This window comes from Variovorax sp., assembly GCF_965279555.1.
In the GTDB taxonomy this organism is placed as follows: domain Bacteria; phylum Pseudomonadota; class Gammaproteobacteria; order Burkholderiales; family Burkholderiaceae_C; genus Variovorax.
The window spans coordinates 1,852,898-1,877,748 of record NZ_OZ257247.1 but is presented as its reverse complement, the minus strand read 5'-3'; the positions used below and the strand labels follow the sequence as shown (position 1 = coordinate 1,877,748).

At 66.0% G+C, this 24,851-nt stretch carries 31 protein-coding genes; 27 read left to right on the top strand and 4 right to left on the bottom strand.

The features are described from left to right. Window positions 1–126: 126 nt before the first annotated feature. Complete coding sequence (locus ACQY8B_RS09095) at window positions 127–831, bottom strand: SOS response-associated peptidase (protein WP_422086403.1); 705 nt, start codon at window positions 829–831, stop codon at window positions 127–129. Between the two features lie 41 nt (window positions 832–872). Next, a complete protein-coding gene (locus tag ACQY8B_RS09090) occupies window positions 873–1,061 on the bottom strand; it encodes a hypothetical protein (RefSeq protein WP_081271666.1) in 189 nt (62 codons plus the stop codon). 131 nt (window positions 1,062–1,192) lie between these two features. Between ACQY8B_RS09090 and ACQY8B_RS09085 the strand changes: the two genes are divergently transcribed. The 5 genes from ACQY8B_RS09085 to ACQY8B_RS09065 all read left to right on the top strand — a co-directional run bounded on the left by ACQY8B_RS09085 (window position 1,193) and on the right by ACQY8B_RS09065 (window position 3,747). Then, window positions 1,193–1,471 carry a hypothetical protein gene (locus ACQY8B_RS09085; RefSeq protein WP_422086402.1) on the top strand — a complete coding sequence of 93 codons (279 nt, stop codon included), beginning with the start codon at window positions 1,193–1,195 and terminating at the stop codon, window positions 1,469–1,471. 16 nt (window positions 1,472–1,487) lie between these two features. Continuing rightward, window positions 1,488–1,700: a hypothetical protein gene (locus ACQY8B_RS09080; protein WP_422086401.1), complete on the top strand. Its 213-nt coding sequence runs from the start codon at window positions 1,488–1,490 to the stop codon at window positions 1,698–1,700. Further along, window positions 1,701–2,045 carry a hypothetical protein gene (locus ACQY8B_RS09075; protein ID WP_422086400.1) on the top strand — a complete coding sequence of 115 codons (345 nt, stop codon included), beginning with the start codon at window positions 1,701–1,703 and terminating at the stop codon, window positions 2,043–2,045. A gap of 42 nt (window positions 2,046–2,087) precedes the next feature. After that, window positions 2,088–2,315, top strand: coding sequence for a hypothetical protein (locus ACQY8B_RS09070; RefSeq protein WP_422086399.1), 228 nt, complete (start codon window positions 2,088–2,090; stop codon window positions 2,313–2,315). A gap of 802 nt (window positions 2,316–3,117) precedes the next feature. Beyond that, a complete protein-coding gene (locus ACQY8B_RS09065) occupies window positions 3,118–3,747 on the top strand; it encodes a DUF2726 domain-containing protein (RefSeq protein ID WP_422086398.1) in 630 nt (209 codons plus the stop codon). Between the two features lie 227 nt (window positions 3,748–3,974). Here the strand turns inward: ACQY8B_RS09065 and ACQY8B_RS09060 are convergent, their stop codons facing one another. Continuing rightward, complete coding sequence (locus ACQY8B_RS09060; protein ID WP_422086397.1) at window positions 3,975–5,021, bottom strand: phage portal protein; 1,047 nt, start codon at window positions 5,019–5,021, stop codon at window positions 3,975–3,977. Further along, entirely contained in the window at window positions 5,018–6,790 is a 1,773-nt protein-coding gene (locus ACQY8B_RS09055) for a terminase large subunit domain-containing protein (RefSeq protein ID WP_422086396.1), read from the bottom strand. The genes ACQY8B_RS09060 and ACQY8B_RS09055 overlap by 4 nt, the downstream gene beginning before the upstream one ends. Before the next feature lie 303 nt (window positions 6,791–7,093). Here ACQY8B_RS09055 and ACQY8B_RS09050 point away from each other — a divergent pair, with 303 nt between their 5' ends. The 22 genes from ACQY8B_RS09050 to ACQY8B_RS08945 all read left to right on the top strand — a co-directional run bounded on the left by ACQY8B_RS09050 (window position 7,094) and on the right by ACQY8B_RS08945 (window position 24,155). Then, a complete protein-coding gene (locus ACQY8B_RS09050; protein ID WP_422086395.1) occupies window positions 7,094–7,936 on the top strand; it encodes a GPO family capsid scaffolding protein in 843 nt (280 codons plus the stop codon). A gap of 57 nt (window positions 7,937–7,993) precedes the next feature. Continuing rightward, window positions 7,994–9,013, top strand: coding sequence for a phage major capsid protein, P2 family (locus ACQY8B_RS09045; protein WP_422086394.1), 1,020 nt, complete (start codon window positions 7,994–7,996; stop codon window positions 9,011–9,013). A gap of 97 nt (window positions 9,014–9,110) precedes the next feature. After that, the gene (gene gpM, locus ACQY8B_RS09040) at window positions 9,111–10,058 is read left to right on the top strand and encodes a phage terminase small subunit (RefSeq protein WP_422086393.1); all 948 of its coding nucleotides are present in this window, start codon (window positions 9,111–9,113) and stop codon (window positions 10,056–10,058) included. Window positions 10,059–10,169: 111 nt separating this feature from the next. Continuing rightward, window positions 10,170–10,667, top strand: coding sequence for a head completion/stabilization protein (locus ACQY8B_RS09035; protein ID WP_422086392.1), 498 nt, complete (start codon window positions 10,170–10,172; stop codon window positions 10,665–10,667). A 2-nt stretch (window positions 10,668–10,669) separates the two neighbouring features. Next, the gene (locus ACQY8B_RS09030) at window positions 10,670–10,882 is read left to right on the top strand and encodes a tail protein X (protein ID WP_422086391.1); all 213 of its coding nucleotides are present in this window, start codon (window positions 10,670–10,672) and stop codon (window positions 10,880–10,882) included. A gap of 36 nt (window positions 10,883–10,918) precedes the next feature. Continuing rightward, entirely contained in the window at window positions 10,919–11,434 is a 516-nt protein-coding gene (locus ACQY8B_RS09025) for a hypothetical protein (RefSeq protein WP_422086390.1), read from the top strand. Window positions 11,435–11,440: 6 nt separating this feature from the next. Continuing rightward, on the top strand, window positions 11,441–12,076 hold the full coding sequence (locus tag ACQY8B_RS09020) for a glycoside hydrolase family 19 protein (RefSeq protein ID WP_422086389.1): 636 nt from the start codon (window positions 11,441–11,443) through the stop codon (window positions 12,074–12,076). Window positions 12,077–12,079: 3 nt separating this feature from the next. Next, window positions 12,080–12,565, top strand: a complete 486-nt coding sequence (locus tag ACQY8B_RS09015; RefSeq protein ID WP_422086388.1) for a phage tail protein — start codon at window positions 12,080–12,082, stop codon at window positions 12,563–12,565. Window positions 12,566–12,567: 2 nt separating this feature from the next. Beyond that, a complete protein-coding gene (locus ACQY8B_RS09010) occupies window positions 12,568–13,035 on the top strand; it encodes a phage virion morphogenesis protein (protein WP_422086387.1) in 468 nt (155 codons plus the stop codon). A 72-nt stretch (window positions 13,036–13,107) separates the two neighbouring features. Next, entirely contained in the window at window positions 13,108–13,863 is a 756-nt protein-coding gene (locus ACQY8B_RS09005; RefSeq protein WP_422086386.1) for a phage baseplate assembly protein V, read from the top strand. Beyond that, window positions 13,860–14,204 carry a GPW/gp25 family protein gene (locus ACQY8B_RS09000; RefSeq protein ID WP_422086385.1) on the top strand — a complete coding sequence of 115 codons (345 nt, stop codon included), beginning with the start codon at window positions 13,860–13,862 and terminating at the stop codon, window positions 14,202–14,204. The genes ACQY8B_RS09005 and ACQY8B_RS09000 overlap by 4 nt, the downstream gene beginning before the upstream one ends. Then, window positions 14,201–15,097 (top strand): baseplate assembly protein, encoded by an 897-nt coding sequence (locus tag ACQY8B_RS08995; protein WP_428745009.1) that lies wholly within the window; start codon window positions 14,201–14,203, stop codon window positions 15,095–15,097. The genes ACQY8B_RS09000 and ACQY8B_RS08995 overlap by 4 nt, the downstream gene beginning before the upstream one ends. After that, window positions 15,090–15,668, top strand: a complete 579-nt coding sequence (locus ACQY8B_RS08990; protein ID WP_422086383.1) for a phage tail protein I — start codon at window positions 15,090–15,092, stop codon at window positions 15,666–15,668. Before ACQY8B_RS08995 ends, ACQY8B_RS08990 begins: the two co-directional genes overlap by 8 nt. A 1-nt stretch (window position 15,669) precedes the next feature. After that, entirely contained in the window at window positions 15,670–16,800 is a 1,131-nt protein-coding gene (locus tag ACQY8B_RS08985; protein WP_422086382.1) for a hypothetical protein, read from the top strand. A gap of 16 nt (window positions 16,801–16,816) precedes the next feature. Beyond that, a complete protein-coding gene (locus tag ACQY8B_RS08980) occupies window positions 16,817–17,440 on the top strand; it encodes a hypothetical protein (protein ID WP_422086381.1) in 624 nt (207 codons plus the stop codon). 54 nt (window positions 17,441–17,494) lie between these two features. After that, a complete protein-coding gene (locus ACQY8B_RS08975) occupies window positions 17,495–18,691 on the top strand; it encodes a phage tail sheath protein (RefSeq protein ID WP_422086380.1) in 1,197 nt (398 codons plus the stop codon). Between the two features lie 36 nt (window positions 18,692–18,727). Next, window positions 18,728–19,267 (top strand): phage major tail tube protein, encoded by a 540-nt coding sequence (locus ACQY8B_RS08970; RefSeq protein ID WP_422086379.1) that lies wholly within the window; start codon window positions 18,728–18,730, stop codon window positions 19,265–19,267. Between the two features lie 65 nt (window positions 19,268–19,332). Beyond that, window positions 19,333–19,662 (top strand): phage tail assembly protein, encoded by a 330-nt coding sequence (locus ACQY8B_RS08965; protein ID WP_422086378.1) that lies wholly within the window; start codon window positions 19,333–19,335, stop codon window positions 19,660–19,662. 8 nt (window positions 19,663–19,670) lie between these two features. Next, the gene (locus tag ACQY8B_RS08960; protein WP_422086377.1) at window positions 19,671–19,796 is read left to right on the top strand and encodes a GpE family phage tail protein; all 126 of its coding nucleotides are present in this window, start codon (window positions 19,671–19,673) and stop codon (window positions 19,794–19,796) included. A gap of 21 nt (window positions 19,797–19,817) precedes the next feature. Continuing rightward, entirely contained in the window at window positions 19,818–22,484 is a 2,667-nt protein-coding gene (locus ACQY8B_RS08955) for a phage tail tape measure protein (protein WP_422086376.1), read from the top strand. Between the two features lie 8 nt (window positions 22,485–22,492). Then, a complete protein-coding gene (locus tag ACQY8B_RS08950; protein WP_422086375.1) occupies window positions 22,493–22,984 on the top strand; it encodes a phage tail protein in 492 nt (163 codons plus the stop codon). 7 nt (window positions 22,985–22,991) lie between these two features. Further along, window positions 22,992–24,155 carry a contractile injection system protein, VgrG/Pvc8 family gene (locus ACQY8B_RS08945; RefSeq protein ID WP_422086374.1) on the top strand — a complete coding sequence of 388 codons (1,164 nt, stop codon included), beginning with the start codon at window positions 22,992–22,994 and terminating at the stop codon, window positions 24,153–24,155. Window positions 24,156–24,851: the final 696 nt, after the last annotated feature.

Here is a 24,851-nt window from a genome sequence, read left to right as displayed (position 1 = left end):
CTTGGCTGGCCCGTGCTTGCTACATGCGCAGCGGCGCGGAGAGGTCGGGTTATTTATGCGCGCCTACGCTCGCCATGAGTAGCGCGAGCGTGCATTTCTCGCCACAGGGAATTTCGCTCGGTGCGCTCACGCAACCGGCGCCGCGCCAAACAACTCGACTGGCGCCAGCTTCAGCATCGTCCGAGCCTCATCGACCGTGCAGGTCAGCCAGCGGTCGAAATCATGCACCTCGAGCGGAATCACCGAGCGCTTGTCCTGCTGATCGGCGGGCAGCTTCGGATCCGGCTTGTGCATGCGCGACATCAACGGGTGCTCGTCGGCGTTCATCGTGAGCATGGTGTAGCTGTCCCACACCTGGCCGGTTTCGAGGTCTGTCCAGGTGTCCCATAGCCCAGCCAGGCCCCACGGCGCCCCGTCAGCGCGACGGAACCGCCACCAGACGTTCTTGCCCGTCTCCCAGTTCGGTTCGTCGAAGCTGGCGGCCGGGATGATGCAGCGCTTGCCGCGAGCCCAGGCGTTCTTGTAGGTCGGTGACTTCTCCATGCCCTCGGTGCGCGCATTGACCGTGCTGAGCCTGGCGCCCTTTTCTTCGCCCTTCTTCGGCTTGCGCTGCGGAATATGGCTGGTCGACCAGGGCGGGATCATTCCCCACTGCCCGACAACCAACTCGCGTGCGTAGTCGACATCGTCGGCGCGCCTGATGAACCTGGCCAGCGACAGCGGGAACACGGTCAGAAGACCCTCCCAGTCCTTGCGGTCGTTGGTCTTCCGGTCGATGGACCAGAAAGCCTCGATCTCGCGATCCTCGGGGGAAATGTAGCGGGTGCACATGCGCTCATCCTCTCGCGCGACCGCGCCGGCGGCCTCGGCAGTTACCCCACCTCGTTGATCGGCTTGAGCCAGTCGACGGCCGCCTCGTCGGGCGGCATCGCTCGCAGGCGCTCGTCGCGCCACAAATCGTGCGCCACATCCTCCAGATCCAGAGGGTCGACGGTGTGCCACTGCTGCTGCAACCGGTGCGCGCAGGCGGCAATCCAGAGGTTCGCCGGCATGTTTTCCATGCTTGCAGTCTACCGCAATCACTGTATATTTAACCAGTAGTTAACAAGATCAGCAGTCCGATCCGCCTGGCGGGTTTCGATGCACTGATGCGCGCGAAGGCGCGCGATCTTCAACCGTCTAGGAGATTGCCGTGAGCAAGATGAAGACAGCCCGCCAAGAGTGGGTCGAAAAGTTCGTTTACGCAGTGCTCGAGATCGAGCCACGCGCGGCCTTCGACGACCACATCGAAGACGCATACGAGCAGTATGAAAAGCACTCAGCGGAGGAGCCCGCCGAAGTCGTCAAGCGCATGTTCGGCGGCAAGCGCACCCAGTACATCCTGGGCGTCAACACGCCAGCGTGGATGGTGCCCGGCGCCGAGGTGCCCCCGGGATGGAGACACGAAGATGGCGCCTGGCGAAACGATTGAAGACGAGCTCGTCGCTATGGCCCGTCAGACAGGTGAGCTCGGCCCCGACGAGCCGATGCGCCCTACCCTGCGCGACTTCGCTGACCACGTGGCCGGCCGCTGTGCGCGCATCGGCGACCTGTACGGAGACTGGGACCGTAACGCCGGCGACCACATCCGCGCGGTGATGCACGAGATTCCGGCTTTCATGCCCAAGCCACCCAGCGACGACGAGCCATCGGAGACTTGAATGTTCTTCGCCGAAGTTACCCCGTTGATGCGCAAGGGGTTGCGCCTGAAGAAGCGCGAGCGCGAGCGGCCTCTGCGCGTCACGGTCACCATTTTGGAGTCCGACAGGGAGAAAAATAACTCTGCCCGCAACCTGACAGAGGTGAGCCTGTACGTCAGCTATGGCATCGCTCAGATGGCAAGTCGTGGACGGCTTACCGACCCGGTGATTCGGCCATACAAGGGGCCGGGCTTCCTGATCGAGGGCACCGAGCTGAATACGGAGATGGTTGACGGTGAATGCCGCGTGTGGGAGCACCGGCAGGTGTGGCACGTACTGCCGGTCGAGCGCAGAGGCGACGACTGACGTTGCCATGCAGCTCCAGAGCCCCCTAGCGAGAATGAAGACATGAGCCAAGCTGACATTTTTCCCACCGAAACCACCACTCTCTACACGCCAGCCTGGTACAGCGACAAGGCTCGCGAGGACCGCGAACTGCCGCTGGCACCGGGGGACTACAAGATCACGCCTGGGCTCGGCGCTGCTCGATGGACGGTCACGTCGCTAAAGGATGGCGCCACGGTCTACAGCGGCATTGGCCCGGTCGAGATCGGCCGAAGCGGCCGCAAAGCCTGAGCTGTCCGATCGGCCAGTGCCACCGCACCGGCCATCCACGCGGACTCCGCTCGACCAAAGGCCCTCTCGTCGGTTATCACTGGTTGAAAGCTCAAAAAATCATCGGGGCTGGCGACCGCGAGCAGCAGCGTGAAATGAAACTTCCCCGACTCAAGCTCGTTGACCGTGAGCGCCCATTTTCCGGACCCAATCATCTGTTCCTCCCGTGTTGTTGAGGCCCGGTTTTTACGCTGCTGAAACCGAAACTACTGTCAACAAAAGTCAACTGCCGGCACGCCGCCACTCGGCACCGGCGAAAGCGCAGTAAACCCGTAAAAGCCGGCAATCGATCCACCAGGCGAAAAGGCGGCCGCGCTCCAGCGCTGGCACCGCTTCACGGGCTGCCGACAAGGTCGTAAAAACAACTACCCGAAGCGCGCGGGCTCGGTGGGGGTTAGACCGCGCGCCGACGGGTACGGGCGGCTTGCGTCGAGGGGTACGCTTCTGTGGTGACGGCGGGGTCGCGCCGAAGCCCATGGCAGCCCCATGCAGAGGCCAATCGACCTAAGTCGGAGGGCTAGGGACGTTCGGGCGAAAAACGCGCTGTGCGCGCCCTCTTGGCTTTGCGGTGACTGGGCCAGGCTGGACTGGCCAGTGCGGCCCGAAAATCGTTGCGCTCGCCTTAGAGTGCAGTGCGAACTAGGTCGGCTCGATGCGAGCTATGCCAGGAAGATCGCCGCAGTGAACGCGATGACGAAGAGAAAAGTCAGAACAGCAGATGCTGGCATAGTCGCTTCTTCGAATATCGTGGAGGACAGTCAATATGGCCGCTACTGCAAGGCGCGAGGTGTTGAATGTTTGGGAACGCCATCTCTATAACGTGCTGGAGGAGTATTTCACGCTGCGGCAGAACCGAAGCTGCCGCATGCACGTTCTTGCACAAGTCGGCCTGCTGCGCGTGATCGATGTGCCCGACAAATGGCTATGGCTCAATGGTGTCCAGGTCAATGCCATGTCTTTGGATTGCGTCATAGTGGACGGCACGAGGGCTTCGCCGCGATTGGTGTTTGAGACCGACGGAGAGCAACATGGAACGCCGGTTCAAAAGAATCGAGACAGCACGAAGGACTTTTTGTTGGGCTTGGCTGGCATACCTATCGCCAGGCTGGAGGCTGAGGGCGTAAAGGACAGCTTGGACATCTTGAAGGCCCACGTCGAAATTGAAAGTTTCGATCGGGAATTGCAATATCCAGTTTCCGACGAGCTTGGCCGCGTGAGCCACCTTGACTTGTCCGATGCGACCTACGACCGCTGTATTCGGGCGGTCGCGCCGCTTGACATAGAACTCGCGCTCGTTGGGCTCGGCTGGGCTTTCCCTGACGGTTGGGATTACGTCGCAGAGCTGTGGAGAACACACTCGAAGATAAACGGGATCTGGAAGCGTAACGCCTGACGCTTCCAGTCGCATCGCCAAGTCGCCTCAACGCAAGGCATGACTGCTGAGGTCGCGCACGTCGCCCATCCGGGCCATTTCGGACGCAGGCGGACAATGAAGGACTGCTTCCGGGCGCCCCAATCTTTTGACATCAGCGCCCGCCTTGAGCCCTTTCAAGACATCAGGCTTCGCCCAAGACTCCGCCATTCGCGATGGTGCAATCGAAAGTCGGCACGCGGGTTTTTTTAAGCGCTAGGGTTCGCGGCCGCCCGCTCTGTCACCACAAACCGCACCAGCTCCTCCCCCGCCCACTCGTTGAGCTCCCGGAAGCGCTGCATCAGCGGCCGGATCTCGTTCTCGATGAACACGCCCAGCGCGTCGGGCGCATTGCCGAAGCCGCCGGCGTTGGTGGGCACGATGCCGAGCAAGCCAGGCGGCACGCGGTGGGCGGCGAGCACGTCGTCCTTGCTCACGTTCTTGATGGCCGCGAAGTCGTCCTTTGCCGCCACCTCGCTGACCGGAATCAGCTTCAACCCCTCGGCCTTGCCACCGGGCGCGTGCAGGAACAGGTTGCGGAAGTTGCCCGGCCCCTTCGCCGCCTTCAGGGCATCGCGCAGTGCATCCGCATCGGTGGTGCTGACCTGGGCATCCGACAGGTACAGGATGAACCCCGCGTGCGAGCCGTTCGCGTAGTACTTGCGCCGGAACATCGTGGCTGACTCGTTGAGCCAAGCCGACTGCAGCGCACTGATGTACTCGGGCAGGCCGTAGATCTCCTGATTCACGTCGTCTTCGCGCAGATGGAACACCGAGCCGGCGGCGAACTCATGCTCATGCTGCCAGCCGCGCACGAAGAAGTAGCGGCCCGCCTCCTGCCCGCGCCGGGTGAACTTCGCCAGCGCGTGCTGCAGCGCCAGCGCCCGCCCCGTCATAGCGCGCGGCTGCTCGACGTAGGCATTGCCGAAGACCAGAAAATCCAGCGCCATCGCCCCGAACGTCGCGCTCGACAGCCGCGCATGCGGTACGAACATCGTCTTCAGCAGATTGCGCTTCAGGAAGATTGCCGAGCCATGGTGCGGTGACGCGCGGAACGCGCTCGCGAGTCCTTCCCACGGCAGCGGCGGCTCGTACCAACGCCCGTTGAACATGCTCTCCACGTAGTCCAGCAGCTGGATACGGCTGATCGGCTCCGGGTCGCCGAAGCTGAAAGCCGACACGGCACCAGCGTTGGCATTGGCGGGCGGCGACGCGTGCGCCGTTCGGAGGGCCAGGTCGCCCTTGCGTTTGCTCATTCAAAAATCTCCATGCGAGAGCTGCCGCCGACGATGTCGCCGGCCAATGATTCGTTGTCCAGCGCGTGCATCGTTGCCCACGCAAGATCCGCGTGCCCCGTGGCTTCGGAGCGGCCGGAGTCGTAGGTCACATTCCGGCCGCTGGCCGTCAGCACGCGCTTGATCGCCATGAACGAAGCGGCGATGTCCGTCCACCCTGCATCGAACTCGAGTCGGCCTTTGTGGATCACCTGCTGCGCCTTCAGCACCAGGCGCTGTTTCACCTCGATGCTGTACTGGTAGCCCTTCACCTGGGGGAAGAACTTCTCGACGATCTGGAACACGCCAGCACCGAGGCCCGTCTTGTCGATGCCTATGTGCACCACGTTGTATTGCTGCGTGATCCGCCTGATGGCCTCGGCCTGCGCCTCGAAGTCGGAGCCCTTGAACTGCTCGCGGTGCAGGATGCGGAACTTGCCGCCTGGCACCCGCGGTGGCGCCACGACAACCAGCGCCGCCGCGTCGCCCTTGTCCGACGGGTCGTAGCCCACCCAAACGGGGTTATGCGCATAGGGCCGCAACCACAGCGGCTTCACGTCGCTCCACGTCTCCCAGCTGTCCACCATGCAGGCCTGCATCTGCGCCAGCGTGAACAGCGACAGGCTGTCGTCGATGAACTGGCACATGAACAGGTTCGCGAACTCTTCGAGGCTGTATTCCTCGCGCAGCTCGGCGATGTCGAACAGGTCGAAACCCATCGCGACGGCGTCTTCAACGGTGAGGATGTCGCGCCACTTCCGATCGAGGCCCAGCACGCCGCCACGCAGCGCCCTGTGGCTCGTGTCGATGCGAACGTGGTCCTTCTTCGCCCGCCCCTTGTTGCGGTCGTCGCCGGTCCAGAAGCCGTAGGCCTCGTGCGACATCGCCGAGGGCGTCGAAAAGTACGTCTTGCGCCAGTGCTTGTGCGAGGCCATCGCGCTCGCCAGCTTGTTGATCATGCGAAAGCGCGGAACCCAGAAGAACTCGTCGAAGTAGAAGTCGCCGTGGTACGACTGCGCCGTCATCGCGTTCGTGCCCAGGAAGATCAACTCGGCGCCGTTCCACAGCTTGATGTTCTCGCCCTTCAGCTCAACATCGACCTCCTTGGCGAAGTCGACGATGTAGCTGCGGAACTGGTGCGCCTGCGCTTTCGACGCCGACAGAAAGAGCTTGTTGCGCCCTTCCTTCACAGCCGACAGCAGCGCCTCGCGAGAGAAATAGAACGTCGCGCCGATCTGCCGCGATTTGAGGATCGCGCGCAGCCGCTGCTGTTGCTGGTCAAACCAGTTCTGATGAAATGGGAAGTTCGACTCGCGCAGCTTCGATTCGAGCAGCGCTATCTGGGCTTCGCTGAACTCGTTGCGCTTGGGCTTGCGCTTCGGCGCCGCGTTGCGCGCCGCGACATTGGGATTCAGGTCTCCCTCGCGGCCCGTCTGCTGGTACTTCTCCACGCGCGCCGTGCGCTCAAGCTGCCGGCCCAGCAGGTCGATTTCCTTGTAGTCGCCGCCTGTCTTCTCCGTCTTCAGAATGAGCTGAATCAGCCGCACCTCCAGCGCGCCGTTCACGCGGTCGAGCGGCTGCGCATCGTCCCACTTGTCGGCCTCTTTCCAGCCGTACACCGTCGATGCGGGCACGCCCAGGTGCTCAGCGATCTGCCTCACCTTCCAGCCGGTCCACGCCAGGAACCGCGCCGCGGTGCGGGGTTGCGCCTGCGGCGTCAACGTGGCAATCTGACTCGGCTCAGTGCTCACCGCACTGCCCGTGTCAGCAGCCGGCGCCGCCGCCTCCACGGTCTTCGAAGCCCGCCCACGCTTGCGAGGCGCCGGCTTTTTCGCGACGACAGAAACAGTCCGGCGGGTTCGGCCGGATGCAGCGGATTTCAAGGGCATGCCGCCGAGGTTGCCCGCGCGCGCGAAGCATCGCCACCACGCCCAACAGTGCCCGCCGCTGCCACATGCGCAGCGGCTTGAGAGCGGACGAACGCACCGACACCATTGGCTCATCGCACCGCGAACACCACGCGATGCACCGTTCAACCCGCAGCGAGCCAACACATGTCCACTCCCGCCAAGAAGCCGGTTTCCAAGTTCTTCCGCGTCGCCGTCGAAGGTGCGACCAGCGACGGCCGCGTCATCGACCGCGCCACGCTGGAACAGATCGCCGCCAGCTACGACCCCAACGTCTACGGCGCGCGCATCAACATCGAACACATGCGCGGCTACAGCCCGAACAGCGACTTTCGCGCTTATGGCGATGTCGTCGCCGTCAAGACTGCAGAGGTCGACGTGGGCGGCGCCAAGAAGCTGGCCCTGTTCGCGCAGATCGCTCCCACCGACGAACTCATCGCGCTCAACAAGAAGCGCCAGAAAATCTACTCGTCGATGGAAGTCCGGCCGCGCTTCGCAGACACCGACAAGGCCTATCTGGTCGGCCTGGCCGTCACCGATAACCCCGCGAGCCTGGGCACCGAAGTGCTCGAGTTCGCCGCCAAGAACCCGACCGCCAACCCCTTCGCCGCACGCAAGGAACAGCCCGAAGACCTGTTCACCGCGGCCGAGGAAATCACCCTCGAACTCGAAGACGCGCCCGACGAAGGCGCCCTTGCGAAGTTCCGCGCCACCATCGCCGGCGTGCTGTCGAAGTTCGGCGCCAAGTCCGCCACCGACGATGCGCGCTTCGCCGTCGTGGTCGAAGGCTTCGAACAACTCGGCGACGCATTCGCTGCGCACGTCGCAGAGACCGCGACCAAGCTGTCGACCAGCGCCGCCGGCATCGGCGAGCTGAAGACCGCCGTCGCCGCCCTGCAGGCGAAGTACGCCGTCCTCGACAACACGCCGGCCGGCACCGCGCGCCCGCCAGCCACCGGCGGCAACGGCGTCGCCAAGACCGACTGCTGAGCCACGTCGCCCACACCCAGAGCAATCCACAACCGCAACACCACAGGCAGCACCACCATGCGCAAAGAAACCCGCCAGGCCCTCGATGCCTACTTCGGCCAACTGGCCACCCTGAACGAAGTCGCCAGCGTCACGCAGAAATTCAACGTCGTGCCGCGCGTGCAGCAGACCCTCGAATCGAAGATGCAGGAGTCGAGCGCGTTCCTGCAGCGCATCAACGTCATCGGCGTGACCGAGCAGATGGCCGCCAAGGTAGGCCTCGGCGTGAGCGGCCCTGTGGCCAGCCGCACCGACACCACCGGCAACGGCACGCGCAAGCCGCGCAACGTCGCAACGCTCGACGACAACCAATACCGCTGCGTGCAGACCAACTTCGACACCGCCATCCGCTACGCCCAGCTCGACGCCTGGGCCGGCTTCCCCAACTTCCAGACCCTGCTGCGCGACGCCATCCTGCGGCGCCAGGCGCTGGACCGCATCTGCATCGGCTTCAACGGCACCAGCATCGCCGCGACCACCGACCTGGCAGCGAACCCGCTGCTGCAGGACGTGAACAAGGGCTGGCTGCAGCACATGCGCGAACACGCTCCGGAAAACGTGCTCGCCAAGGGCGACAAGAAGGAAAAGAAGGTAGTCGTCGGCGCCGACAAGGCCACCAGCGACTACGCCAACCTCGATGCCGTCGTGTACGACGCCATCACCCTGCTCGACCCGTGGTACCAGGAAGATCCCGACCTCGTGGCCGTGCTCGGCCGCGGGCTCATGCACGACAAGTACTTCCCGCTCGTCAACAAGGATCAGCCGCCGAGCGAAACGCTCTCGGCCGACATCATCATCAGCCAGAAGCGCGTGGGCGGCCTGGCCGCAGTGACCGTGCCGTTCTTCCCGGCCGGCAAGGTGCTGGTGACCGCGCTGTCAAACCTGTCGATGTACTGGCAGCGCGACGCGCGCCGCCGCAACATCAAGGACGTGCCCGAGCGCGACCAGATCGAGAACTACGAATCGTCGAACGACGCCTACGTGGTCGAAGACTACGGCCGCGCGGTGCTGGTGGAAAACATCGAGATCGCCGGGTAATCCTGCGCTCCTACCCCAGCGCCAAAAGTCTGCCGAAAGACAGCCGCGCGGGCCGCACACGGCCCGCGCTTTCACCAAACCAGCCCAGCACACCACCATGAGCCCACTCAGCCCCGCACAGCGCCACCGCGCGCGCGTCCTGCAAGAACAGGCCCAGGCCGCCAGCCCTTACGGCGTCGAGCTGCAAGGCGACGCCTACGGGCTCATGCGCATCAAGCTCTCGCAAGACAAGAATCGCCTCTCGCAGATCCAGTCGCACGAACGCCGCGCCGAACTCAAGGCCCGCCTGCTGCCCGAGTACTTCGACTGGATCGACACCTCGCTGGCCACCGGCAACGGCGCGCAGGACCAGGTTCTCACCACCCTAATGGTCTGGGCCTTCGACGCCGGGGCCTACGCGCTGGGCCTGCAGATCGCGGGCTACGTCGTCGGCCACGCCATGCCCATGGCCGACGACTACAAACGCAGCCCGGCCGCCATCGTCATCGACGAACTGTCCAACGCGTACCTCAAGGGCCTGTGGGCGCCGCTCGTCGTGCAGCAGGCAGACGACGGCGCGCGCCAACTTGTGTCCGCCGTGGCCGTCGACCAGGACCCCGCACAGGCCGGCGCCCTCGCGCGTGCGCACGCCGCCGCCCTGCTCATCGAGGCCGACACCCTCACAGCCGAGCAGGACGCGCCCGACCAGGCGCGGGCCAAGCTGCACAAGGCCATTGCGTACGCCGCGCTCGGCAAGGTACAGAACGCCGACGAGGTCGATCTCTCGGCCATCGAGCCCGAGGCGCTGAGCGTCGCGCTCGCACGCCTGCAGCGCGCGCTGGAACTCGACAGCAACGCCTGCGTGAAGAAAGACATCGAGCGCATCGAGCGCGCGCTGGCAAAGGCCGGCAAGGACACCGCGCCGGAAGACGGCGACACGCCCGAAACACCGCCTCCCGGCGACACCACCCAACCCGCTCCCGCCACGCCCACACCCGCCCGCAAGACCACCGCGGCGGCGAAGAAGCCGGCGCCGGCCACGCGCAAACGCGCGGCCGGCAAGTAGCGCAACCGAGCACCCCCCGTGCAGGGCGGCCCGTGGCGCAGCGTGAAAGGCTGAGCCCTCACCACTACGCGCCACGGCCACCGCCCACCTACATCCCTCGTCGAGCCCACCATGTCCCTCATCGCCGCAGCACCGCCCCTCGTGCGCACCACCCCGCCCAGCGACCCCGCGCCGCTCGGCACCGTGTCCGCCGGCCCATGGTGGCCGCCGATCGACCTCGCCGCGCTTCGCGACGCCATGCGGCTTGACGCCACCGTCACGCCCCAGCGCCTGCTGCCCGCGGTGCAGGAAGCCGTCGCCACCACCATCGGGCTGCTGTCGGCATGGGCGCAATGCCGGCAGGACGAAAGCCGCGCCAGCCTGGCCGACGTGCCCGCGCTGCAGGTCGATGGCGAATCAATCCACGTGCAGCGCTTTCGCCGCGCCGTGTACTGCCACGCCAAGGCCAACCTCGTCGAGCGGTACAGCGACTACGACACCACCGGGCGCGAGCGCCGCAAAGACCAGGACGCCGCGCGCGATGACCAGGCCGAGCAGTACCGCCGCGACGCCACCCTGGCCGTGCGCGACATCCTGGGCGTCTCGCGCCTGCATGTCGAGCTGATCTAGCCATGCCGCGCAAAGTCATCACCCAGCAGCACGACACCGTCGATCTGCTGTGCCTGCGCCACCTGGGCGCCACGGCCGGCGTGACCGAAGCGACCTACCGGCTCAACCCCGGCCTCGCCAGCCTCGGCCCCGTCTTGCCGCTCGGCCTCGAAGTCATATTGCCCGACCTCCCCGCCAATGCCGCGCGCGTCGAAACCGTGCAGCTCTGGGACTGAAGACCCGCCATGCCCGCCTCCAACTTTCACCACACCATGACAGAACCCACCACCACCGCCGCGGCCGCCGGCACCGCAGCAGGCTACAAGCTGGCCCTGCTGTCGCTGCCCATCGTCGCCAGCCTGATCGCTTTCTGGCTCGGCATCCGTTTCGTGCCGCTGCGCGCGGGCCATGCGTGGAGCGACCTCATCAACCGCGTGCTCGGTTGCCTCGTCAGCTCCTTCATCTTCGGCACCATCGCGCTCGTGATGCTCATGCACCACAAGCCGGAGATCTTCACCGCCGGTGCAGCGCTTGCCAGGCTCGCCTCGTTCCCGCCCGAGGCCGGCTTCTTCGTGCTCACCGGCTGCGTGTTCGTGCTCTGCAGCATCCCCGGCCCGTGGATCGTGGCGGCGGTGTTCCTGTGGCTGGAGCGGCGCAAGGGCCGCGACATCGGCGAGCTTGCCGCCGAGCTGCGGGCTGAACTTGGCATCGCTCGCGCACCGGCCGGTGTCGCCACGGAGCCACCCAAACCGGCCGACCCCGCCATCCCGACCACCCCCCAGCCCTGACGCACCATGCTCACCCTGCAACAGCTCATCGCCGCCGGCATTACCCCCACCGTCGCGCGCACGTTCCTGCCGCACCTCGTCGCCGCCTCCCAGCGCTTCGACATCAGCACGCCCCGGCGCATTGCCGCCTTCATCGGCGAGTACAGCCAAGAGACCGCCGGCTTCACGCGCCTCGAAGAAAACCTGTACTACACCGACCCCGCACGCATCGCGCAGATGTTCTCCGCGCTGCGCAACATCGAGCAGGCGCGCGCCTTCACGCGCCAGCCAAAGGCACTCGCCAACAGGGTCTACGCCAACCGCAACGGCAATGGCGCGGAAGCGACCGGCGACGGCTGGACCTACCGCGGCCGGGGCCTGCCGCACCTCACCGGCCGCCGCAACTACCAGGCCGCCGGCGCCGCGCTCGGCCTCCCGCTGGAGCAGCATCCCGACCGCGTGGCCGAGCCGGAGGCCGCCGTGCTCGTCGGTGCCTGGTACTGGAAGTCCAACGGCCTCAACGAACATGCCGACCGCTGGAACCTGGCCGCCATCACGCGCGGCATCAACGGCGCTGCCATGGCGGGCCACGCCGACCGCGTCGAACGCTGCACGCGCGCCCTCGAGGCACTCCTGCCCGCGACCAGCCCTGTGAAGCCGTGAACCATGAAGAAGCCGCAGCTCCTGCGCGACCACATCACGCGTGCCTGCCCTGACCTCGCCACCAACCCCGAGAAACTCACCGTCTTCGTCGAGCGCGGCAGCATCGTGCACACCGGCACGCCCGCGCTGTCCTTCGAATACCGCTACACGCTGAACATCGTCGTTACCGACTGGGCCGGCAGCACCGACGTGCTCGTCGTGCCCGTCGTGGCCTGGCTCAAGCGCCACCAGCCCGACATCTTCGACAACCCCGAGCGGCGGCAGAAAGCGTTCCGCTTCGAAGTCGAAATCATCGACCACGCCACCTCCGACCTCGGCTTCGAGATCGACCTGACCGAAACCGTCGCCGTCGCGGGCGGCACGGTCGAAGGCGTCAACCGGCTCACCACCCGCCACATCGGCGAGCCGGTGCTGGCCGGCGCCGAACCCGTCTCATCGCTGCTCGACCTGGCTGCGGAGTGGCGCATCCAGCCGCTCGACGAGGGCTGAGCGTGGACGACGCACTCAAGCGCCTCGCTCACTGGGCCGCGCCCCTGCTCGCCGGTCTATCGGCGCCGCGCCGCAAGGCGGCCATGGTGCAGGTCGCTACCTACCTGCGCCGCAGCCAGGCGCAACGCATCGGCGCGCAGCTCAACCCTGACGGCACTCCCTACGAGGCGCGCAAACCTCGGCGCCTGCGAGAGAAGAAAGGTGCCATCCAGCGCAAGATGTTCGCGAAGCTGAGCACCGCCAAGTACCTCCGCAAATCCGCCACGGCCGAAGGCGCCACCGTCAGCATCGGCGGCAAAAGCGCGCGCATCGCGCGCGTGCACCACCACGGCCTGCGCGACAAAGTCGATTGGCGCAAACCCAACAGCCCGAGCGTGCAGTACGCGCGGCGCCAGTTGCTAGGCTTCACCGCTGCCGAGGAAGAAGCCATCACCGACATCCTTCTGCACCACATCACCGCAGAAACCTGAGCGCATCAGTCCCCGCCGCGCGCACACTCGCGCTCGCTCGCGCACGCGAGTGCCTTCCGGCACATTGGGCGCATGCCCGGACCAACCGAATCGCCGCAACTCTTTGCCGACCTGCAACGCCAGATGGCGAACGTCGTGCGCATGGGCACCATCGCCGACGTTGACCACAGCGCCACCCCGCCGCTCGTGCGCGTGCAGCTCACCGAGAAGGGCAGCACCGACTGGCGCCCCTACGTTGAGTTGCGGGCGGGCAAGACCGGCACATGGAACCCGCCGACCGTCGGCGAGTGCGTCCTGTTCCTCTCGCCGAACGGACTGACCGAGGGCGGCTATGCGCTGCCGGGCCTGCCCACCGAGAACCACCCCGCGCCAAGCTCGGACCCCAACAAGACAGTCACGAAGTACCCCGACGGCGCTGTGGTGGAGTACGACCACGTCGCCCACAAGCTCAAGGTCACGCTGCCCGCCGCCGGCACCGCGGACATCGAAGTCCCCGACGCGATCACCGTGAAGTGCAAGACCGCCGACGTGACCGCGGCCAACAGCGCAAAGGTGCATTCGCAGGAGATCACGCTCGACGCACCCAAGACCATCGCCACCGGCGAGCTGGTGGTGCGGGGCCTGCTCACCTTCCTCGGCGGCATGGCTGGATCCGGCACCGGCCCAGGCGGCAAGACTGCCGAGATCGACGGCGACATGAGCCTCGTCAATGGCCACAGCCTGACCACCGACGGCGGCGACATCGTGGCCGGCGACATCAGCCTGCAGCACCACCGAACCAAAGGCATCGTCCGCGGCGGCGACATCAGCGACGGGCCGGTGCAATGAGCGGGATTTCCAACACCACGGGCCGCATGCTCGCGCGTCGCGAGCAGATCGGGCAGTCCATCGACGACATCATCAGCACGCCCATCGGCACGCGCCTAATGCGCCGCAACTACGGCAGCTTTCTGCCGCAGCTCGTCGACCACCCGGCCACCGCCGCGAACCGCCTGCGCCTCATCGCCGCGACGGCGCAAGCCATCATGAAGTGGGAGCCGCGCACGCGTGTGCTGCGCGTGAACGTCGGCTTCAACGCGCAGGGAAAGTGCGAACTCTCCATCGTGCGCCGCGACACCGACAGCGTCGACAGCGTCGCCCTCAAAGTCACGGTCGGGGGCGCCGCATGAGCATGGACCTTTCCCTGCTGCCGCCGCCCGCCGTCATCGAAGCGCTGGACTTCGAAACGATCCTTGCGCGCCGCAAGGCACGCTTTCAGGACGAATGCCGCAAGGCCGGCGTCGACTACGCGCTGCTGCTCGAGTCCGACCCCATCACAAAGCTGCTGGAGCTGCAGGCCTATCAGGAGCTGGAGATGCGCCAGCGCATCAACGACGCAGCCAAGGCCTGCATGCTGGCCTACGCCACTAAGACCGACCTCGACCATCAGGGCGCGAACTACCGGGTCTTCCGCCTCGTCGTCACGCCGGCCGACCCCAACGCCGTGCCGCCGGTCGACGCCGTCTACGAAGACGACGAGCGCTTCCGTGAACGCATCCAGCTCGCGCCTGAAGGCATCACCACAGCCGGCCCGATCGAGAGCTACCGGTTCCACGCGCTCACCGCCAGCGCCGACGTGGCCGATGTCAGCGTGGACAGCCCTATACCCGGCACCGTGCGCATCACGGTTCTGTCCACCGATCCGAGTGGCGTGCCGAGCGAAGCGCTGCTGAACAAGGTCAGCGCGGCGCTCAATGACGAGAAGATCCGCCCGCTTTGCGACAGCGTGCCGGTGCAGGGACCGCAGATCTTCGACACCGACATCGTCGCGAAGGTCTATCGCTACAAGGGTCCGGCCGGTGACGTGGCGCTCGAAAGCGGTAACGCCGCACTCAAGAAATGGCTCGCGAAGATCCGCAAGCTCGGCAAGGGACTGCCCCACTCCGGCATCGACGCCGCGCTGCACCAGCCAGGCGTCGACCGTGTCGATATCTCTACGCCGCCATCCGACATGCTGTGCACCAAGACGCAATGGGTTCGGGTCAACAAGGTCACCGTGCTGGAGGAGGTGGTCGATGCCTGAGCTCGCCCCCGCGCAGCGCCTGCTGCCTCCCAACCGCACGGCGCTGGAGCTGGCGCTTGCCGGTACGTCGCCGATGGACCTCGACACCGACGGCCTGCGCTACCTGTGGTCGGCCATGCGCTGCCTCGCTGCGCTGCTGCCCTGGCTGTCGTGGACCCTGAGCGTCGAAGCCTGGCAAGACGCCAAGTCCGACGACGCCAAGCGCGCGCTCATCCTCAACAGCATCGAGATCCACCGCCACAAGGGCACGCCGTGGGCCATTCGCCAGTTGATTCGCTCGCTCGGGTTCGGCGAAGTGAACATCATCGAACGCGTGGGCGGGCGAAGCCACAACGGCACCATCCGCCGCAACGGCGTCTATCCCCACGCGCCGTTGGCAACCACCTGGGCGACCTACATTGTCGACTTCCAGCGCCCCATCACCAACGCGCAGGCCGAGCGCCTGCGCAAGCTCCTGCCGTCCGTCGCACCGGCGCGCTGCCACCTGGTGGCGCTGCGCTACGCGGCCGTCGCCAACAGCCACAACGGCGCCACCCGACGCGACGGCGCCTACAACCACGGAAGCGCCTGACATGGCCAATCTCCTCGAAGTCGATCTCTGGATCGCCGGCATCTACCAACTGGAAGAAGACGACCCCGTGTTGGGCGGCCCCAGCGGCATCGACAACAGGGCGCCGCGCGAACTGGCGAGCCGCACGCTGTACCAGCGGCTGCGCAACGTCACGCCATGGGACGCGACCCTGTCTTACCCCGCCAACGTCGCGCACGTCAGCCACGACGGCACCACGTGGAAAAGCGTTGGCGAGAGCACGAACGTGGCGCCCGGCACCGACGCCACGAAGTGGGTGCGCTGGGGCCATACCGGCGCGGAACTCAAGGCCGCATTCGGCGAATCACTGAACGCGCACGAAGCCAAGGCGAATCCGCACCGTCAATACGCGACTGTCGAAGCGCTGACCGCGCACCTCGAACATCCGGACCCGCATCCGATCTATGCCTTTCGCGGCCCGATCAACGTCGTGCCCGCCGTCAACATCGGCCCCGTCATCACGGTGCAGACGCCACACCTTCGGCAGATGGTGTGGAACGGCACGGCTTACGTGCGCGCGCCGTGGCACCAGCCGGGCATGGTGCTCTACAGCTACGACAACCCGTCGACCATTCCGGGCTACCTGCCGGTGCGCGCCGACCTCACCTACAACCAGGCAAACTATCCCGATCTGGTCGCGCGGCTGGGGCTATCGGGCACAGGCACGTTCTCGCTCGTGGAGCTGCGGGGCGAATTCATCCGCTGCCTGGACAACGGGCGCGGCGTCAACGCTTCGCGTGTGCTGCGCTCGGCTGAAGCGGCGGCGAACAGCACGCACACCCACGGCGTCACGGACCCGGGGCATGGCCACTATGTCAACGACCCAGGCCACTTGCACGGCGGCTGGACCGACTCGCAAGGCGCGCACAACCACGGCATGAACGTGCCACAGCAGGTTGCCGACTCCGATCGAGGAACCGGCAACTACTCCGACTTCAGCATCGACACGCCCAAGGGTATCAACTGGGACGGCGCGCACGCCCACAACGTCGGCATCGACACGCGGCGGACCGGAATCTGGCTCAGCAGCAGCGCTACCGGCATTTCGATCAATGCAGAGGGCTCGGAAGCACGCCCGCGCAACGTCGCGTTCCCGGCATGGATGAGCTACTGAACAGGGACCATACGTCATGACCAAGACCATCTATCTGATCGATCCTGAGAGCGGCTACCTCATGGGCGAAACCGTCCATCCACTCGACCCGGTCGAAACCGAGCGCTCTGGAAAAGCGGTCTACGCGCTGCTCAATCCCGCCCTGGCCACCGAGAACGCGCCGCCGCAAGTCCCCACCGGCATGCGAGCCCGCAGGGTGCTGGGCAAATGGGCTTTGGAACCGCTGCCGCCAGCGCCGCAGCCGGAAGTGCCTGTCGTGCCACCGCTGCCTGCGCCTGCGCCAGCGCCAGCGCCCAGCACTGTCGATGACCGCATCGCCTCTCTGCGCGCCCACGTCCAGCAGTACCTGGACGCAATGGCGCGCTCCCTCGGCTACGACGACATCAAGACGGCCGTCACCTACGCCGAAGAGCCTTCGGTGCCCAAGTTCCAGAACGAAGGCCGCGCTCTGCGCGCATGGCGGTCTGCCGTCTGGGCCGCCTGCTACGAGCTGCTCGAGCGAGTGAAGTCCGGCGCCATGGCCGAGCCGTCGGAGCGCACCCTCACCGGCCTGTTGCCCAGCCTTTCGATTCCCCCGCTCGAAGCACCTCCCGCGGTGATTGCGGCCCCCACCGAAGCGCCAGGCACCTCGACCACCTAACCCGCCGCAGCCCAGTAGCTGCGGCTCTCCCGAATCACCACAGGAGCATTCCCCATGTCCACCGAATACCACCACGGCGTACGCGTCTTCGAGAAAGACGAAGGCGGCGCCACCATACGCGTAGTCAGCACGGCCATCATCGGCCTCGTTGCCACCGCGCCCAAGGCCGACCCGGAGGCCTTCCCGCTCAACACGCCCGTGCTGCTCACCAACCCCGGCGGCGCCGTCGGCAAGGCCGGCCCCACCGGCACGCTGGCCAAGTGCCTCAAGGCCATCGCCAAGCAGGCGCAGGCCTTCACCATCGTCGTGCGGGTGGCCCCCGGTGCCGACGATGCCACCACCACCAGCAACGTCATCGGCACCACCACCGCCAGCGGCCAGAAGACCGGCCTGCAGGCACTGCTCGCCGCGCAGGGCCAGCTCGGCTACAAGCCGCGCATCATCGGCGCGCCGGGCCTGGACACCTTACCCGTGGCCAGCGAACTTGGCTCCGTCGCGCAGGCACTGAAAGGCTTCGGCTACATCGCCGCACGCAAGGCCGACGGCATGGCCTACGCCACCACCAAGGAAGAGGCCACCCTTTACCGCGCAAAGTTCGGCCACCGCGAGCTGATGGTCATCTGGCCCAACTTCCTCGCATGGAACACCGAAACCAGCGCGCCTGACGTTGCGCCCGCCACCGCCTACGCGCTCGGCCTGCGCGCCAAGCTCGACCAGCAGGTGGGCTGGCACAAGACCCTGTCGAACATCGTCGTCAACGGCCCGCAAGGCATCACGTCGGACGTGTTCTTCGATCTGCAGAGCCCGAGCAGCGACACCAACTACCTCAACAGCCTCGAAGTCACGACCATCATCAACAGAAGCGGCTATCGCTTCTGGGGCAACCGCACCACCGAAGCACAGGGCGGCAAGTTCTTCTTCGAGAACTACACCCGCACCGCCCAGGTGCTGGCCGACACCATCGCCGAGGCGCACTTCACTTTCACCGACAAGCCGATGCACCCCAGCCTGGTGAAAGACATGCTCGCCAGCATCAACGCCAAGGGCAAAGACCTCGTCACCGGCGGCTACCTCATCGGTTTCGAGGCGTTCCTGAACCCCGACCTCAACCCGAAGGAAGAGCTGGCCGTCGGCCGCCTGCGCATCAGCTACCGCTACACGCCAGTTCCGCCGCTGGAAGACCTGGGCTTCATCCAGACCATCACCGACGACTACCTCGCCAACTTCGCCGCCGCCGTGCAGGCCGCCTGAGCCGCGGCACCGCACCACACCTAGGAGCACACCACCATGGCCCTGCCAAAGAAACTCAAGAACTTCGCACTGTTCGGCGACGGCGAAAGCTGGGTCGGAGAAATTCCCAGCGTCACCCTGCCCAAGATCACCAAGAAGACCGAGGAATACCGCGCCGGCGGCATGCACGGCCCCGTCGAAATAGACCTCGGCCACGAGAAGATGGAACTCGGCATCAAGGCCGGCGGCCTGAAAACCCAGCTCATCGCCATGCTGGGCGGCCAGACCGTCGGCGCCAACCTCTTCCGCTTCGCCGGCGCCTATCAGGACGAAGCCACCGGCCAGGTCAGCGCCGTGGAAGTCATCGCCCGCGGCCGCATGCGCGAATGGAACCCCAACGAGGCCAAGGCCGGCGACGACAACGAGCACGAATTCATGGTTGCGCTGAGCTACTACAAGGTGACCGTCGACGCGCAGGAACTGCTCGAGATCGACGTGCCCGGCATGGTGTTCCGCGTTGGCGGCGTCGACAAGTACAGCGCCCTTCGCGCCGCCCTGGGCGTCAGCGTCGGCTTGAGCGTCAGCCTGAACATCTGACGCGAACCAACACCCGCGCCCTCACCCGTTCTTTCCCCGTTCCTTTCCCTCACTGAGCCCAGACCATGACCACCACCGCCCAAACGCCCGAGATCATCGCCGCCGCGCCCACCACCATCACGCTCGACGTTCCCATCCAGCGCGGCACCACCACCATCACAGAGATCACCCTGCGCAAGCCCAACGCGGGCGAGCTGCGCGGCCTGTCGCTGCAGTGCCTGCACCAAGCCGACACCGACGAATTGCTCAAGCTGCTGCCGCGCATCACCGTGCCGAGCCTGACGCCGCCCGAATGCGCGCAGCTCGACCCGGCCGACCTGTCCGAGGCCGGAGGTGTCGTCATCAGTTTTTTGCTGAAGAAGGCAGTTCGGGACGCGGTCTTGCAGAGCGCGTAGAGGAAGCGATGGCGGATGTGGCATTCGTCTTCCACTGGCGCCCGCAAGACATGAATGCCCTGTCGCTTGCCGAACTGATGGACTGGCGCGAGGCCGCCCGCAAGCGCTACGCGCCCAGCAAGCACGACGACTGACCGTCACACCACCCCACCGACATGGCAACCGCGCTCACCCTCAAATTCATCCTGGCCGGTGCCACCAAGGCGGTCAATGAACTCAAGCCGCTCGACGCACAGAGCAAAGCCACCGCGGCCAGCCTGAAACAGTCGCGCGACGCCCTCAAGCTGCTCAACGGCCAGCTTGCCCAGATCGACGGCATCCGCAAGTACCAGGCCGAGCTGGCAAAGCAAGGCAACAGCTTGAAGGTGCTGCGCGCCAACCTCGACAGCATCACCCGCACCTACGGCGCCAATAGCGACCAGGCGCGCGCGCTGCAGACCCAGGTCGACCGCGCGACAGCAGCCTACGACAAGCAACGCCACGCGCTCGTGCAGCTCCGCACCGCCGCCACCGCAAGTGGCATCGGCAAGCTGTCCGTCGACCAGCAGCGCCTGAAGTCCGAGATCGACTCCACGAATGGCGCCATCGCCCAGCAGAAAGCTCGGCTCGAGGCCCTGTCCGGCATCGGCACCCGCAAGGCGCAGATGCGCCAGGGCTTCAACAACACGCGCGCCGCGGCCGGCAACTTGGCCATGGCGGGCGCAGCCGGAATCGGAACCGCCTACGGCGTGCGCCGTGCCGTCAACGAGCCGCTGCACCAGGTGCGCGAGTACGACACCACCACGCAGCGCATCGCAGCCCTCGGCCTGAAGCCGGAAGACACCAAGCAGGCCGTCGACTACGCCAGGCGCATGAAGACCTTCGGCACCAGCACCAACGACAACCTGGGGCTGATGCTGGACGCGACCACCGCCTTTGCCGACGTGCACCACGCCGAGATGGTCATGCCCACGCTGGCAAAGATGAAGTTCGCCAACAAAGCCATGTTCGGCGCCGAGAAAGGCGAAGACAACGAACGCAAGTTCATGGACATGCTGCGCGTCATCGAAATGCGCAACGGCCTCGCCAGCGAACAGACCTTCATGGATCAGGCCGACAAGGTGCAACGCGTCATCACCGCCACGGGCGGGCGCATCGGCCCCGAGGAATGGCTGAACTTCATCAAGACCGGCGGCATCGCCGCCAAGGGCTTGAGCGACTCGGCCATGTACTACCAGCTCGAAGCGCTCGTGAGCGAAATGGGCGGCAACCGTGTGGGCACAGCCACCATGTCGGCCTATCAGAACCTCTACCAAGGCCGCACCACGAAGCGCGCCGCGCAGAACATCGAGGCGCTGGGCCTCATCGGCGACCCGTCCAAGGTCAAGCACGACAAGGCCGGCCAGATGTCCTACCTCAACCCCGGCGCATTGAAGGGCGGCGACATCTTCCGCACCAACCAGTTCGAATGGATGGAGAAGGTGCTGCTGCCCGCCATGGCCGCCAAAGGCATCACCGATGAACAGGAGATCATCGACAAGATCGGCAGCATCTTCAGCAACCGCACGGCATCCAACCTGTTCGCGACCATGTACCAGCAGCGCGACCAGATCCACAAGAATGCGCGCCTCAATGCTGGCGCCGACGGCATTCAGCAGCTCGACACCAAGGCCAGGGCCATCGTCAGCGGCAAGGAAGTGGACACGATGGCCCGCTTTCACGACGCCATGCTCGAAGCCGGCAAGGCCATCCTGCCGGCCTACACGAGCTTGCTCAGCACCGCCACGAGCGCGCTGCAGGGCATCACCAGGTTCGCCCAGGAAAATCCGGTGCTCGCCTCCTACATCGGCAAGGCCGTGCTGTGGATCGGTCTGCTGGCCGCTGGCTTCGGTGCGCTCACCCTCGGCGCGGCTGCGCTGCTCGGGCCTTTCGCAGTGGTGCGCTACGGGCTCGGCCTCTTCGGCGTCAAGGCGGCGGTGCTCTCTCCGGTGCTCACGCTGCTCGGGCGGGCGTTCGGCATCGTCGGCACGGCCATCCTGTGGGTCGGCCGCGCGCTGCTGATGAACCCGATTGGCCTGATCGTGACCGGCATCGCTACGGCCGCTTTCCTGATCTACAAGTACTGGGGGCCGATCAGCGGCTTCTTCTCGGGCCTGTGGGAGCGCGCAAAGACCGCGTTCGCAACTTTCTGGCAGTACCTCGGCGGATCCATGCCTGCGGCGCTCGCCACCGTCGGCGCGGCGATCCTCAACTGGTCGCCCATGGGCCTCTTCTACCAGGCCTTCGCGTCCGTCATGCAGTGGTTCGGCATCGACATGCCTGCCAAGTTCACGACCTTCGGCGCCCAGATGATGCAGGGCCTGGCCAACGGCATCACCGGCGCGCTGGGCGCGGTGCGAGACTCGATCAACGGCGCCGCAGACTCCACCCTCGGCTGGTTCAAGGAAAAGCTGGGCATCCGCAGCCCCTCGCGCGTGTTCATGGCGGCCGGCGGCGACATCGTCGAAGGCGCCGCCCTCGGCATCGACCGCAGCCTGCCCATGCTGCGCGCCGCGGCGCTCGGCCTGGCCGGCGCAACCGCCGTCGGCATGCCCGCCATGGCTGGCGCCCTGCCGCTCGCGCCCGCCAGCTTCGACACCCGCCCGCCGCTGGCCGCCGCGTCTGCCGGCCGCGCCGGCGGCGGCGGCATCGTCGTGCAGGGCGACACCATCACCATCCACATCACCGCCGCGCCGGGCGGCGATGCGCAGGCGCTGGCCCGCGCCATTCGTGCGGAGCTGGACAAGCGCGACGCCGACAAGCGCGCCCGCGTGCGCGGCGCCTTCTTCGACTACGACAACTGATTGCCGCCATGCTCTGCCTCGGCCTGTTCGTTTTTTCGCTCGACACGCTCAGCTATCAGGAACTGCAGCGCCGCAGCAGCTGGAAGCACGCCTCCCAGGCGCTGGTGGGCGCGCGCAACGCCACGCAGTACCTGGGGCCGGGCGACGACATCATCACGCTCAATGGCACCGTGGTGCCCGAATTCGCGGGCATCCCCGCCAGCCTGACGGTGCTGCGCCTCATGGCCGACCAGGGCGCCGCGTGGGTGCTGGTCGAAGGCACCGGCACCATCTATGGCGCCTTCGTCATCACCGAGCTGCAGGAGACCAAGACCCTGTTCTACGTAGACGGCGAGCCGCGCCGCATCGAGTTCACCCTCACGCTGCAGCGCGTCGACCAGGACGCGCAGGAAACCGTCGAGCAGCTCATGGCCGACAGCATGGGTGACCTGGGCGCCCTGCTGCAAGACGCGGCGGGCAACATCGGCCTCTCGCTGGGCGTAGGCGCCAGGGTGGCGTGAACAGACCATGTCCGACGTAGAAGCCATCAGCGCCACGCTGCCGAAAGTCACCGTCAGCGCCAACACCTGCAAGCGCGACACCCAGCGCGCCGCCGCGCACCTCACGCCCATCTGGCGCATCACCGTCAACGGCGCGAACGTGTCGGAGCGCATACGCCCGCGCTTCGTGCGCCTCACCATCACCGACGACAGGCAGAACGACTCCGACGAAATCGAACTCGTCGTGAGCGACCATGACGGCGCCGTGGAGCTGCCCGACACCGGCGACACCGTAGAAGTGGCCATCGGCTGGCTCGCCGAGCCCAACGCGGCGCCCTACAGGCAGCTCACGACCGAAGAAATGGGCTTCCCCGTGGGCCTGATCGACAAGGGCAAATACACCGTGCAGGCGGTGGAGCACGCGGGCACGCCCGACGAGATCACCATTCGCGCCCGCGCGGCCAACCTGCTGGACAGCCTGCGTTCATTGCGCGACCAGTCTTGGCACGACACCACCGTCGGCGCCATCGTGAAGAGCGTGGCAAAGCGCAACCGCATCGAGGCCATCGTCGCCAAGGAAATCGCGACGCGCAAGGTCAAGCACGCCGACCAGCTCGGCGAGTCCGACGCATCGTTCCTGCGCCGGCTCGCGCAGACCTACGACTGCCTGTGCACCGTGAAGAACGGCAAGCTGCTCTTCAGCCAGGCGCGCGCCGCGCGCACGCCCAGCGGCAAGGCGCTGGCCCCGTTCGTCATCACCAGGCAAGACGGCGACCGGCACCGATGGAGCCGCGCCGACCGCGACGCCTACAGCGGCGTGAGGGCATGGTGGAACAACATCAAGACCGGCCACCGCAGCAGCGTGCTCGCGGGCATCAGCGGACGGGCCAAAGAGCTGCGCACCACCTTCGCGAGCAAGGAAGACGCGCTGGCCGCCGCGCGCGCCGAGTGGCTGCGCATTCAGCGCGGGATCTTCGACTTCGAGATCACCCTCGCCTACGGCCGCGCCGATATCACGGCGCAGCGCCCGGGGCGCGTGGCGGGCTTCAAGCGCCAGATAGACGAGACGCCATGGATCGTGGCCAGCGTGCGCCACACGATCGACCAGGCCGGCTTCGTCAGCCAGCTCACTCTTGAGACCGAGCAAGCCGAAGGTGTCGAGGGGCAGGAAGGCGCAAACGCAGACAGCTGACGTTTCAGGTCGGCGTGCTACGCGGCGGTGTCATCGATCACACTACCGAGCAGGCGATTGTTTGACCTCGATAGGCAACGCGAAGAGTTCGATTGATCCCGAAGAAACTATCACTTTCCAGACACCTGGGGCATTTGCACCCCATCGAACTACGTGTGCAAAGCAAGGTCGAGTCACATTTCGGCGCGGTCCGCTCGTAACTTCAAACAAAGACTCGAACACGACCTCGCCAGACGCTGAAGTCACACGACTGGTCAACGCTAGTTGGGTTTCGGGGGCAACGCTTCCGAAACTTATGGTGCCCGCGATCACAACTGCGGCCTCAACTGGAAATGCCGATGCCTCAATGTGTTCGAAGCCGCCCGCCGTCAAATAGAGCAGACCATCTTGACGGATGAGTACATGCTCCGCAGCAAGTAGGGACGATACGTGTAGGCCGTGGGCGAGGTCTTCTTCCGTCGCGAACCGGGCCCTCGGGGTCTCCGTCGAACGCCCCGCTCTACCTCCCTTACCTCCACGAGCGCGTATCAGATCTCCAAATGTGGTGTCGCCGCCAGGTTGACCATCCCCTTCGCCGCCGAGTCCGCCTGCCCCAATGTGGATAGGAATTTCGGCAGGAAGATCCTCCAGTCGAAAGGCGGCGATGACCAACTCTCCGCCACCTCCCCCCTCGCCACCGACGGCACCATCTCCAAT